Source organism: Micromonospora sp. NBC_01796, from assembly GCF_035917455.1.
Classification (GTDB): Bacteria; Actinomycetota; Actinomycetes; order Mycobacteriales; family Micromonosporaceae; genus Micromonospora_G.
On the sequence record NZ_CP109078.1, the window covers coordinates 635,544 to 648,253 of the forward strand.

At 71.8% G+C, this 12,710-nt stretch carries 9 protein-coding genes and 1 pseudogene; 5 read left to right on the top strand and 5 right to left on the bottom strand.

Features of this window, described 5'->3' with window-relative positions:
- Positions 1 to 52: 52 nt before the first annotated feature.
- Both OIE47_RS02885 and OIE47_RS02890 read right to left on the bottom strand, forming a co-directional pair.
- Positions 53 to 3,634 carry an ABC transporter ATP-binding protein gene (locus OIE47_RS02885; RefSeq protein ID WP_326559915.1) on the bottom strand — a complete coding sequence of 1,194 codons (3,582 nt, stop codon included), beginning with the start codon at positions 3,632 to 3,634 and terminating at the stop codon, positions 53 to 55.
- A 127-nt stretch (positions 3,635 to 3,761) separates the two neighbouring features.
- The gene (locus tag OIE47_RS02890) at positions 3,762 to 4,478 is read right to left on the bottom strand and encodes a hypothetical protein (protein WP_326559916.1); all 717 of its coding nucleotides are present in this window, start codon (positions 4,476 to 4,478) and stop codon (positions 3,762 to 3,764) included.
- 89 nt (positions 4,479 to 4,567) lie between these two features.
- On the opposite strand from OIE47_RS02890, the gene OIE47_RS02895 reads away from it, so the two are divergent.
- On the top strand, positions 4,568 to 5,275 hold the full coding sequence (locus tag OIE47_RS02895; RefSeq protein WP_326559917.1) for a hypothetical protein: 708 nt from the start codon (positions 4,568 to 4,570) through the stop codon (positions 5,273 to 5,275).
- An 89-nt stretch (positions 5,276 to 5,364) separates the two neighbouring features.
- Here OIE47_RS02895 and OIE47_RS02900 read toward each other — a convergent pair whose 3' ends face one another.
- Positions 5,365 to 7,455 carry a heavy metal translocating P-type ATPase gene (locus OIE47_RS02900; RefSeq protein ID WP_326559918.1) on the bottom strand — a complete coding sequence of 697 codons (2,091 nt, stop codon included), beginning with the start codon at positions 7,453 to 7,455 and terminating at the stop codon, positions 5,365 to 5,367.
- A 98-nt stretch (positions 7,456 to 7,553) separates the two neighbouring features.
- On the opposite strand from OIE47_RS02900, the gene OIE47_RS02905 reads away from it, so the two are divergent.
- Both OIE47_RS02905 and OIE47_RS02910 read left to right on the top strand, forming a co-directional pair.
- Complete coding sequence (locus OIE47_RS02905; RefSeq protein ID WP_326559919.1) at positions 7,554 to 7,856, top strand: metal-sensitive transcriptional regulator; 303 nt, start codon at positions 7,554 to 7,556, stop codon at positions 7,854 to 7,856.
- Positions 7,857 to 7,884: 28 nt separating this feature from the next.
- Entirely contained in the window at positions 7,885 to 8,616 is a 732-nt protein-coding gene (locus OIE47_RS02910) for an MBL fold metallo-hydrolase (RefSeq protein ID WP_326559920.1), read from the top strand.
- Positions 8,617 to 8,647: 31 nt separating this feature from the next.
- Here OIE47_RS02910 and OIE47_RS02915 read toward each other — a convergent pair whose 3' ends face one another.
- On the bottom strand, positions 8,648 to 9,472 hold the full coding sequence (locus OIE47_RS02915; RefSeq protein WP_442792042.1) for an SAM-dependent methyltransferase: 825 nt from the start codon (positions 9,470 to 9,472) through the stop codon (positions 8,648 to 8,650).
- Positions 9,473 to 9,578: 106 nt separating this feature from the next.
- Between OIE47_RS02915 and OIE47_RS02920 the strand changes: the two genes are divergently transcribed.
- Positions 9,579 to 10,778: a hypothetical protein gene (locus tag OIE47_RS02920; protein WP_326559922.1), complete on the top strand. Its 1,200-nt coding sequence runs from the start codon at positions 9,579 to 9,581 to the stop codon at positions 10,776 to 10,778.
- Between the two features lie 218 nt (positions 10,779 to 10,996).
- Positions 10,997 to 12,139 (top strand): ricin-type beta-trefoil lectin domain protein, encoded by a 1,143-nt coding sequence (locus tag OIE47_RS02925; RefSeq protein WP_326559923.1) that lies wholly within the window; start codon positions 10,997 to 10,999, stop codon positions 12,137 to 12,139.
- Positions 12,140 to 12,194: 55 nt separating this feature from the next.
- On the opposite strand, the pseudogene smpB reads toward OIE47_RS02925, so the two are convergent.
- A pseudogene (gene smpB / locus OIE47_RS02930) lies at positions 12,195 to 12,677 on the bottom strand (SsrA-binding protein SmpB); the annotation flags it as partial.
- Positions 12,678 to 12,710 lie beyond the last annotated feature (33 nt).

Below are 12,710 nucleotides of genomic sequence, written 5' to 3' on the forward strand. Positions count from 1 at the left end.
CGACCCGCCCGAACCGTGCCGACGGGCGCCGGGGAGATCGCCCCCGTTGGGGTCACCCCGCGAGGTGACCCCAACGGTCGGCCAGTTCCCGCCACGTACCCCGGGCCACCACCGCGCCGTCGACCAGCACGACCACCAGGTCTGCCTGTGCCAACGCGGCCCGCTTCGAGGTCGATCCGACCACGGTCACCCCGTGCCCGCGCAACGCCCGCCACAGTTCCAACTCGGTGGTGACGTCGAGGGCCGAGGAGACGTCGTCGGCGATCAGCAACTCCGTACGCGGTGCCAGGGCGCGGGCCAGGGCGAGCCGCTGCAACTGCCCACCGGACAGCCGTGTCCCCTTGTGCCCGATCAGCAGCCCGAGCCCGCCCCCGGCCGCCGCCAGGTCGTGCTCCAGCTGCGCGGTCGAGATCGCACCGACGGCGTCCACCTCGTGCCCGAGCCGGATGTTGTCGGCCACCGTGCCGGAGAGCACCCGCGGGAGCTGTGCGACGTAACCGACCTGGTTGGGGCGGAGGAACAGTTCGGGTTCGGTGACCGGCTGCCCGTTCCAGCGCATGTCCCCGGTGTGGTGGACGATCCCGGCCAGGGCTCGCAGCAGCGACGACTTGCCCGCGCCGACCGGCCCGACCACCAGCACCAGTTGCCCGGTCTCGACGGTCAGGTCGACCTCGTGTACGCCGACCGTCCCGTCCTCGTGGACGGCGCTGAAGCCGACCAGGTCCAGCCGGCGCAGCGGATGCCGGGGTGCCGCCTCCGGTGCGGGTGCGGTTCCCTCGGAGAGGTCCACCCCCGGCACCGCCGCCGAGTACGCCCCGACCCCGCTCATCGCGACCGTACGCCGGGTCCAGACCCGGGCCGAGGGCAGTTGCGAGACCAGGGACGCCGTGGTCCAGGCGAACCACCGCACCGCTCCCAGGGTCGAGACCGCCACCAGGGTCGCGCCCGACGACAGCGAGCCGTTGAGGTAGAGCGCCCAGGCGGCGATCGGCAGGAGTCCACCGATCATCGAGGGGGTGGAGCGGGCCCACACCTGGGTCGAGATCTCCCGCCGCTGCCGATCGCTGCGGATGACGTCGAGTCGGGCGAGGTGTGCCAGCACCGACCGGGTCGCACCGGCCAGTTTCACCGTACGGGCGGCCGAGAGGGACGACACCAGGGCGGTCGCGAACGCGGCCCGGGCGGCGACCGTCTTGCGCGCGGAGCGCTCCAGGATCGGCCCGAACAGGGCGGCGGCCAGTCCGGAGAACAGGATCGTGCCGCCGAAGAAGAGGGCCGGGACCGGCGTCCCCGACACCAGCGTCATCGAGATCAGCAGTACGAAACAGGCCGCCTGGTCGAGCAGGTTGTCGGCGAGCATCACCACCCGTTCGGTGTCGCCGCCCTGGGCGACGACCTCGGCCGGGGTGTGTCCGCTGACCCGGCGGGCCCCGGTCTGTCCGTGCACCAGCCGCAGGCTGATCCGGAGCATCTGCCGGACCCACCACTCCGGGAACCACCGCCCGGTGAAGTACGACATCGGCACCACGGCCACCAGCCCGGCCATGATCCCTACGGCCGGCCAGAACGGGTCCCCCAGTCCGTCGACCAGGTCGGCCCAGAGCCACGGCAGGATCGCCCCGTCGAGTCCGAGCAGCACCATGAACAGGAACATCCCGAGCGCGCCGAGCCCGAACCGGGGGTCGTTACCGGCCAGCCGGAAGATCTCCCGAACGGTACGCGCACGTGCCGGTTCGGGCAGCGGCGGCGGATCGGCCTTCGCCCGTACGGCGGTCCGTTCCGGTGCGGGCACCACCGCCGTGGCGGTGCCGTTAGCCGTCGCCGCGCCGCTCCCCGCGCCCCGGACCGGGTCCACCCGCAGCAGGGTGTCGCCGTCCGGCGGGGCCAGCGCGAGCCCGCCGCCGGCACCGACGCCCACCCCGATCCCGATCCGGCGGACCGGTTCCGGCTCGGCATCGAAGGTGGCCTGGGTACTGGCGAGCAGCCGGGCGAAGCGCTCCGACTCGCGCAGCGGTCCGGCCTCGACCACCTCGCCGTCGGCGAGCACCACCACCTCGTCGCAGCGCCGCACCGAGGACAGCCGGTGCGCGATGACGATCCCGATCCTGTCCCGCAGCAGCCGTTCGGTGGCCAACTGCACCCGTGACTCGGTGACCGGGTCCATCCGGGCGGTGGCCTCGTCGAGGATCACCACGTGCGGATCCCGGACCAGGATCCGGGCGAACGCGACCAGTTGCTCCTGCCCGGCCGAGAGCACGTGCCCGCCCTCGCCGAGCTTGGTCTCCATCCCGTCTGGCAGGTCCGCGACCCAGGGGGTCAGGCCCAACTCGTCCAGCGCCCCGGCGGCCGAGGCGTGCAGTTGCGGGTCGAACAGGGCGACGTTCTCGGCGAGCGTTCCGGCGAGGATCTCGGTCCGCTGCGGGACCACGCCGATCCACCGGCGCAGGCCCTCCAGGTCCAGGTCGCACAGGTCGGTCCCGCCGAGGAACACCGCACCGCGCGGTACGTCGACGGCCCGGGTGAGCACCTTGGCCAGGGTCGACTTGCCGGAGCCGGTACGCCCGATCAGGGCGTACGAGTGGCCACGGGTGAAGGTCAGTCGGACGTCCCGCAGGGCCAGCCGGCGTCCGCCGTCCGACCCGGTCGTGCCGTAGCCGAAGGTGAGGCCGCGTATCTCCAGGTCGCCGTCGGCCGGCTGGGCGCCACCGGCCGGCTCCTGCGGGGAGTCGCGCAGCAACTGCACCCGCCCCCAGGCGCCGAGGGCGTACTGCAACTCGGGCACCATCCGGCTGACGTGTTCGACGGTCGCGCCGAAGGCGAGGGCGAGCAGCCAGACGGCGGTGAGCCGGGCCCCGTCGATCCGGTCGTTGGTCAGCGCCCAGACCCCGCCGAGGACCACCGCGGCGATGCCGGCGCGGGTGACACCGACGGCGACGGTGGTGACCCGTGCGGAGAGCACCCACACCACCCGTCCCCGGGCCAGTACCCGGCTGGCGCGTTGGGCGTACATCCGCAGCACGTACGGCCGGGCCAGGCTGGTACGGATGTCGTCCTGTCCGTGGATCGACTCCTCCATCACCGCGGCCAGGTCCGACCAGGCTTCCTCCTCGCCCATCCGGGCCGGACCGATCTTCCGGGTGGGTCCGGCCAGGCCGATCGCCAGCAGTACGCCGAGCAGCAGCATGACCACTCCGGCCGGCCACCAGACGCCGACCGCGAGCGCGATCGACAGCACCCCGGCGGTCAGCATCTGCACGATCCGTACGCCGCTGCCGCGCAGTTCGGCGGCGACCTGGTAGACGTCGCCGTCGATCCGGTCGAGCAGTTCCCCGACCGGTGTGGTCTCCAGTCTCGGCAGGTCCTGACCGAGGGCGACCCGGCAGAGCCGGCGGCGGACGTCGGCGGCCCAGTCGGCGGTCAGCCCGGCCGTGACGAGGCCGACCACCAGGTCGCTGAGCACGGCGACGACCAGGGACAGGGCCAGCACGGCGAACAGGGTGGTCGAGCGGTCCACCAGCACCGGCCCGGCCAGCGCCAACGCGGCGGACTGCCCGGCGGCACCGAGCACGATGAGACAGGCCACGGCCGCGACACGGCGCGGTGAGGTGGCCCACAGATCGCGGAGCAGGCGCATCGGAAGCTCCAGGGCGTAGTGGGCGGAGCCTCCAGCCTGGCGGTAAATCCGGGATCACTCAACGCAATTACGGCGGACTGTGATCATGGATACGGGAGCCGTCCTGGTCTGCGCGGCGGCCACGCCGCTACTGCACGATGTTCACCGCTCGGGCGATGATCAGTGCCACGACCAGCAGCGACACGGCCGACTGGAGCATCATCGCCGTCTTCGCCCAGCGGCTGAGCGGCAGCGTGTCGGTCGGGCTGAACGCGGTCGAGTTGGTGAAGGCCACGTACAGGTAGTCGAGGAAGACCGGCCGCCAGTCGTGCGGCGCCAGGTCCGCGGCGGTCATCTGCGGAAAGAGCAGATCCGGGTACGGGCGCCGCACGTTCGCCCGCGCCGCCGGCCCGCCCCGGTCGAGTTCCCAGTACCAGAGCGCGAAGACGATCACGTTGGTCAGCCAGATGGCCGCCCCGCTGAGCAGGATCGTCGCCGGGTCCTCCGGTGCGGCGTCGGCCACCAGCAGGACGATCAGCCGCCCGGCGGACCAGATCACCGCCATCGTCGCCACCGCGACCAGGGCCAGTTCGAGCACGCGTACGGCGGCCGACTCGCGGTTCATCCTGAACGGGTTCACCACCAGCAGTACGAGCAGCAGCGTCCCCTCGACGGCCGGGAGCAGCCACCTCGGGCTGAACGCGAACTGTGGCGGGGTGACCAGTTGCAGCACGATCGCGGCGGCGATCACCAGGGTCACCGGCCACCGGTGCTCCCCCGGATGCCGCCGTCGCCAGGCCGGCACCGGGTGCGGTGGCGGGCCGGGGTGATGGTCCGTTCCGCCCTGCTCCGCCTGCCCGCTCATCGTGGCATTGTCGCGTGGTTCTCCCGGATTCGTGCCGCGTCGGGTCGCGTACCCGTTCGGGGAGCCCGGACGGTCGCAGAGTGACTGGCATGACCTCGTCTCGTGGCCGCGTCGCCGGCCTGCTCCTCAGCCTCACCGCCGTTGCCGCGCTGGGCGCCGGATGCGGCGTCATCAGCACCGTGCAGAACGCCGTCGACACCGCGGGTGCCCTGTCGGAGTTCGCCGACCGGCTCGGTAAGGCCGCCGCGCTCACCTACACCGCCGAGTACACCATCGTCGGCGCCGAACAGGCGTCGGTCACCCTTGCCCAGCAGCCGCCCCGGTCGGTCCTGGTCAACGGGGACGGCCGGCTGATCACCACTCCCGACAGCATGATCATCTGCGACGGTGGCGAGTGCCAGCGGACGCCGAACAACGCCTCCACCGGGCCGGACGCCGCCATGGTCGCCGGGGTCGCCGGACCCGCGTTCATCACCCCCGAACTGGCCCTGGGCATGGTGGCCGCCGCCGCGATAGTGCCGAACACCGATGTGGACACCTCGGAGAGGACGATCGCCGGGCAGGACTCGCTCTGCGCCGACGTCACCGGAATCAAGGACCCGCAGGGCGGTACGGACGAACTCCTCCAGGACTTCTCGGTCTGCGTCACCGACTCCGGCGTACTGGCCTCGTTCACCGGCACCTCGAACACCGGCACCCACGCCTCCATAGAACTGGTCAAGTTCGCCGACTCCGTGGACGAGCGCTTGTTCGCGCCCCCCGCCAACGCCACCCTCACAGACCTCACCCCGCGCTGACCCACCGACGATCTTGCACTTGTGGTGCCCGAATCGAGCTACCGGTCCGGGTTTGTACACCACCACAAGTGCAAGATCGTCGCGAGGTGTCAGGGAGTGAGGGGGAGGCGGCGGAGGAGTTGGGCGTTGAGGGCCACGACGATGGTGGAGGCGGACATGAGGACGGCTCCCAGAGCTGGGCTGAGGGTCAGGCCGGCCGAGGAGAGGACTCCGGCGGCCAGCGGGATCGCGACGACGTTGTAGCCGGCGGCCCAGCCGAGGTTCTGCACCATCTTGCGGTAGGACGCCTTCGACAGCCGGATCACGCCGGTCACGCCGCGCGGGTCGGACGAGGCGAGGACAACCCCGGCGGACTCGATCGCCACGTCGGTGCCGGCACCGATCGCGATCCCGACGTCGGCGCGGGCCAGCGCCGGGGCGTCGTTGACCCCGTCACCGACCATCGCCACCCGGAGCCCACGGGCCTGCAACTCGGCCACCGCCCGGTCCTTGTCGGCGGGCAGCACCTCGGCGAACACCTCGTCGACACCGGGCCGGAAGCCCAGGTCGGCGGCGACCGCCTCGGCGACCGGCCGGGCGTCGCCGGTGATCATGACGATCTTCCGTACGCCCTGCCGGCGCAACTGGGCGATCGCCTCCCGCGCCTCGGGGCGGACCTCGTCGGCCAGCCCGAGCGCGCCCAGCGCCTCGGCCGACCCGTCCCCGATCCGGACCAGGTGCAGTACGGCCGCACCCCGCCCCGACCAGACGTCGGTGGTCGCCGCCAACTCGGCCGGCACCCGTACGTCGAGTTCGCGGAGCAGGGCGGGACCGCCGACGGCGTAATCCCGGCCGTCGATGGTGGCCCGTACCCCGCGCCCGGTCAGTGACCGGAAGTCGGTCGCGGTGGCCGTCACGCCGCGTTCGGCAGCCGCCGCGACGATCGCCCTGGCGAGCGGGTGCTCGCTGTCGGCCTCGACCGCACCCGCGAGCCGGAGCACCTCGTCCTGCGTCTGGCCGGGTGCGACGGCGAGGCCGGTGACCGTGTGCACGCCCCTGGTCAGGGTGCCGGTCTTGTCGAACAGAACCGCCTGGACGGTGCGCATCCGCTCCAGCGCCAGCCGGTCCTTGACCAGGATCCCGGCCTTCGCCGCCACCGCCGTGGAGAGCGCGATCACCAGCGGGATCGCCAGTCCCAGGGCGTGTGGGCAGGCGATGACGAGCACCGTGACGGTGCGTACCACGGCCTCGTCGACGTCGCCGAAGGCCGCCCAGGCACCGAAGGTCAGTACGGCGGCGGACAGGGCGACGTAGAACAGGAGCGCGGCGAACCGGTCGGCGAGCACCTGCGCACGTCCGCTCGACGCCTGCGCCTGGGCGACGAGTCGTTGGATGCCGGCGAGGGCGGTGTCGTCGCCGACGGCCGCGATCCTGACCCGGATCGCCGAGTCGGTGGCGACCGTGCCGGCCACGACCCGGTCGCCGGGCTCCCTGCGTACCGGGCGGGACTCTCCGGTGATCATCGATTCGTCCAGCTCCGCCCGGCCGTCGGTGATCTGCCCGTCGGCCGGTACGCGGGCGCCGGGGCGTACCAGCACCAGGTCCCCCACCCGCAGCTCCGGCACCGGTACGCGACCGACCCGACCGTCGTCCCCGATCCGCTCGGCGTCGTCGGGCAGCAGCGCGGCCAGGGCGCTCAGGGCTCCCTGGGCCTGCCCGATGGCCTTCATCTCCTGCCAGTGGCCGAGCAGCATGATGGTGACCAGGGCGGCGAGTTCCCACCAGAAGTCGAGGTCGAAGGCGCCGGCGCTGGTGGCCAGCGAGGCGACGTACGCGACGGTGATCGCCATCGAGATCAGCAGCATCATGCCCGGCGCCCGGTCCCGGACCTCGGCGAGGCCGCCGACGAGGAACGGCCAGCCGCCGTAGAAGAACACCACCGACCCGAGCACCGGGCCGACCCAGGACATGCCGGGGAAGTCGAGCGAGTAGCCGAACCAGTCCATCACCATGTGGCTGGTGACGACGATCGGCACGGTGAGGGCGAGGCTCAGCCAGAACTTCCGCCGGAACACCTCCGGGTCGTGGCCGGCGTGCTTGTCGTGTCCCTGGTGGCCGCCGCCCGTCCCGTGGTGTCCCTGGTGGTGGTCATGTGGCTCGATGTCCGATTGATCCGCCCCGGTCGCCATGTCGGCTCGCATTCCCCAGACCCCCTCGCCATCACCTCGGAGGCATACCCCCCGGAGGTATCCACAGCGAGACCGTAACATACCCCCGGGGGGTTAGCTATAGTTGGCGGATGACCACACCTGCCCCTCCCCCGACCCGCGGTTACACCGCCAGCAAGGACCAGCTCCTCTCCCGGCTGCGACGCATCGAGGGACAGGTCCGGGGCGTCGAGAAGATGGTCGAGGACGACCGCTACTGCATCGACGTACTCACCCAGATCTCGGCCGTCCAGGCGGCCCTCGACAAGGTCGCCCTCGGCCTGCTCGACGGCCACGCCCGGCACTGCATGCACGAGGGCGCCGCCGAGGGACGCGCCGACGAGATGGCGGACGAGATGATGGCCGCCGTCGGCCGGCTGATGAAGCGAGGGTGACCTGGCGCACCGGTGTTAACGTGCGCTGATGCGTCAGTCGCTGCGGCACCTCGCCGGACGGGTGTGGTGGTACCCCCACGACGAGGACCCGGACAATGTCCAGGGCGGCGTCGCGGTCATCGCCGACGATGCGGGCAGCGTGCTGGTCGACGCCGGCAACAGTCCGGGCCACGCGCGCCGGATCCGGGCCGCGATCGAGGCCGCCGGGCTGCCGGCCGTACGGCGGTTGGTCTACACCCACCACCACTGGGACCACGTCTGGGGTGCCTGTGCCTGGCCGGAGGTCGAGGTCATCGGTCACCGGGCCGGTGCGCGGATCCTGGCCGAGGAGGCCCTGCGCCCGTGGAGTCACCCCTACCTGCGCACGGAGGTCGAGGCGAACCCGCTGCTCGGCCCCAGCTTCCGGGGCCGGGCGTGGGCGATGCCCGACTGGACGGGTTTTGCCGTGATCCCGCCGCACACCGAGTTCGACGACACCCTCACGCTGCCGTCCGGCGTGGAGCTACGCCACGTCGGTGGCCGGCACGCCGAGGACTCGACCGTGGTGGCGGTGCCGGACTCGGGTGTGCTCCTGCTCGGCGACTGCTTCTACCCGCCACCGTGGCACCTGCGACAACCCGGCGACGGCCACGACGTGGGCCTGGTCCGACGGCTGCTCGACGAGCGCGTCACCGGCCGCTTCGACTGGTACGTCGACAGCCACGACCACCCGCACACCGCCGAACAGACACGGGAGCTGCTGGGCGCCGCCAGGGGCTGACGGCGACCTCGCTACGCCGGCACGGGACTGACTAGGGCTTGCGCGCGACCGCCCCGTACATGGCGATGTCCTTGTCCGCGATCTCTGCAGTCTCGGACCCGTCGGGGCGCCACCTGTGCACCTGGACCAGCCCCGGCTCGACCAACTCCAGGCCGTCGAAGAACCCCAGCGCCGTGGCACGGTCGCGGAAGATCAGGGTTTCACCGAGCCTGTTGTACTCCCGCTGGACCTCGGCCAGCGGAATCGGGTCGAACTCGTCGGTCGCGATGGACATCGCCAGGTAGCTGCCGGACGGCAACACGTCCAGGACCTGCCGTACGACCCGCAGCGCCTCGGCGTCGTCCTCGATGAAGTGCACGATCGCGATCAGCAGCAACCCGACCGGCTGGTTCAGGTCGAGGGTCTGCTGGAACTCCGGGGCGGAGATGATCGACTGGGGGTCGCGCATGTCCGCCGCCACGTAGGCCGTGCGTCCCTGCGCCGACCCGACCATCAGCGCACGCGCGTGCGTGAGGACGAGCGGATCGTTGTCGGTGTAGACCACCTGCGCGGTCGGGTCGACCGACTGCACGATCTCGTGGAGGTTCGGCGAGGTCGGCAGTCCGGTGCCGATGTCGAGGAACTGCCGGATCCCGCACTCGGTGGCCAGGAAACGCGCCACCCGGTGCATGAAGGACCGGTTGGCCTGCATGTGGACCCGCAACGAGGGCCAGATCCGCAACGAGCCCTCGCCCGCCTCGCGGTCGGCGGCGAAGTTGTCCTTGCCGCCGAGGATGTAGTCGTAGATCCGTGCGCCGTGCGCCCGGTCGGTACGCAGATCGACCCCGCGAGCATCCCCGCCACGACGTTCCACCAAAGCCTCCGTAGACGATGCCGTCACTCGTGCAGGCGACCCTACACGGGTCGCACGCCGTGCCGAACTCCTCTATGGACGGTAAGGGCGGATGGGGCAGGATGGGCCGATGCATCCGGGGATCGACACCGTCGACTGGTCGAAGCTGCGGCACGCGTACGGCACCGCCGAGGACGTACCGGCGAACCTGCGGGAGTTGGCCGACGAGGACGAGTCGGTACGCCACGGAGCGTTCGGCGAGCTGTGGAGCAGCCTCGTCCACCAGGGCAGCCGCTACGAGGCGAGCGCGTACGCGGTCCCCTTCCTGCTCGACCTGGTCGCCGACCCGGCGACTCCGGACCGTTTCCTGGTCGCCCGGTTCCTGGCGCTGGTCGCGATCGGGTCCGACGAGGCGTGGCTGCCCGACGGGATCGACGTGGACCACCTCCGTACCCGCGCCGACGGTGGCGAGCAGGCGTTACGGCGCTACCGGGAGGGTGCTGACCTGGCCCCGGAGGATCACGGCCGGATCGACGCGCACGCCGACCTGACCGCCTGGGAGGCCGTCCGCGACGGACTTCCGGTGCTCCGCGCCCTGCTCCGCGAGGACGACTCCGACCTGCGCACCGTCGTCGCGTACACGTTGGCGTGGTTTCCCGCGACGGCGGCACCGGAGCATGCGGCGGCGAGTCTCGCGGCGCTGGCCGAGATCGCGGCCGGGACGGACGAGGGACCGGCGGCGGTCGCGGTCGTCGCCGCCGGACTGCTCGGCGCGGACGGCGCCGACCGGATCGCGTCCACCGCGCTGGAGAGTGGGTCCCCGCTGGTCCGCTGGGCGGGTGCGGTCGCACTCGCCCGGCTGCACGGCCCGGCGGCCGGCGCGGCGGTGGCGGCCGAACTGCTCCGCTGGGCCGGTGGCGGCACCCGGCCCGACCACCGGATCCCTTACCTCGACGGTGACCTGGCCGGGTACGCGACCCTGGCGCTCGGTCGACTCGGTGCCGCGCACGCCGACGCGGCGTTCGCCGCCAACCTGGCCCGGCTGCCGCTGGTGCACGCCGTGGAGGCGCTGACCGTGCTCGGCGAGGCGCTGCGGTACGCCTTCCCGTCCGGTCCGGTGCCGGCGGGCACCCCGTTCGAAAGCCTCGACCCCGACCAGAGACACCTGGTACGGGTGCTCGCCGACGCACCCGACACCTGGCGCTACGACCAGTTGGAGTTCGGCAACTTCAGCATGCTGATCGGTGAGTACGGCCTGCCGAACCCGCACGCCCGGTTGCGCGCGTACGTCTACGGCAGCCCCGCTTCCGCCGTCCCGGACGGTCGATAGCCGCGTCGGCGCGGTGGCTGCCCCGTGCCGGCCGTCGATGCCGGTGGACCGTTCGGCGCAGTGGCGGCGGCGTTCGTCGGGTCCGCGCCGCCAATGGTCTCGCGTGGGATCGATCCCATCGCGAAGTCTCGATACAGCCGACCGTACCGGCGCTTCCGCTCTCGCCCAGCGGTGCAACCGCGCCACCGTCCCCGGCCGGCACCGACGAGAGGACCACCATGCGATGGAACGGACGCCGGCTCGCCGCAGCCGGCCTCGGACTCGCCCTGACCACCGGGATCGCCCTGGCCCAGGCAGTCCCGGCGCAGGCAACCACCGCCCAGGCACCGCCCGTGACGCTGGCCGAGTCCAACGGCGGGGTACGGATCATGCCGCTCGGTGACTCGATCACCGACGGCTTCAACGTGCCCGGCGGGTACCGGATCAACCTGTGGCAGCGCTTTGTCGCCAGCGGGTACACCGTCGACTTCGTCGGCTCCGGCTTCAACGGGCCGGCGAGCCTCGGCGACCACGATCACGAGGGCCACTCCGGGTGGCGGATCGACCAGCTCGACGCGAACATCGTCGCCTGGCTCCAGGCGACGAACCCGCGTACGGTCCTGCTGCACATCGGCACCAACGACATGAACCAGAACTACGACGTGGCGAACGCACCGGCCCGGCTCTCCGCGCTGATCGACAAGATCCGGGCCAACGCACCCTCGGTGGAACTCTTCGTCGCCACCATCACCCCCGAGACCAACCCCACCCTCCAGGCGCGCGTCCAGGCGTACAACGCCACCATTCCGGGGATCGTGGCGCAGAAGGGGCCGCAGACCCACCTGGTCGACATGTTCTCGGCGCTGACCACGGCCGACCTCGCCGACGGGGTGCACCCGAACGCCGCCGGGTACGACAAGATGGCGGCCCGGTGGTTCACCGCACTGCAGTCCGTACCGGCCAGCCTGACCCCGCCGGGTGTGCCGCCGGTCGGGAGCGCGGTGTCGCTGGTCAACCCGCAGTCGGGGCGTTGCCTCGACGTCTCCGGCGTGAGCACCGTCGCCGGCGCCCAGGTGCACATCTGGGACTGTCACGGCGGAACGAACCAGCGGTGGACCCGGACCGCGAGCGGTGAGCTGCGGGTGTACGGCAACCGGTGCCTGGACATCTCCGGCAGCGGCACCGCCAACGGGACCAAGGTGCAGATCTGGACCTGCAACGGCACCGGCGCGCAGCGCTTCACCTTCGGCACCGACGGTTCGATGGTGGTGCCCGCCTCGGGCAAGTGCGTCGAGGCGGCCGGGGGCGGCACCGCCAACGGCACCGTCGCCCAGCTCTACACCTGCAACGGCACCGCCGCCCAGCGCTGGTCCGTCCGCTAGGAAGGGGTGCCCCTTGCTGTCGCGTTTGCGGGCAGGAAGGGGCACCTCCGGGCGGTCAGGTGCGCTGGCGGGACTGGCCCTTGAGGTGCCGGCTGAGCGCGCGGGCGATCTCGCGGTTCGCGTCCCGCTCGGCCAGGGTCTGCCGCTTGTCGTAGGACCGCTTGCCCCGGGCGAGGCCGAGTTCGACCTTCGCCCACCCGTTGGAGAAGTAGATCGACAGCGGTACGAGCGTCAGCCCCGGGTCGCGTACCCGGTCCAGGATCTTGTTGATCTCCGTACGCCGGAGCAGGAGCTTCCGGGTCCGGCGCGGCTGGTGGTTCGTCCAGGTGCCGTACGCGTACTCGGCGATGTGCAGGCCGTACAGCATGATCTCGCCGTCGAGTTCCTGGGCGAAGGAGTCCACCAGTGACGCCCGCCCGGACCGCAGCGATTTGACCTCGGTGCCGAGCAGGGCGATGCCCGCCTCGTACGTCTTGAGGATCGCGTAGTCGTGCCGCGCCTTCTTGTTCGAGGCGATGAGCTTGCGCTCCGGTTCCCTGGACGCGGCTGCCTCCCGATGACTGTCCGACCC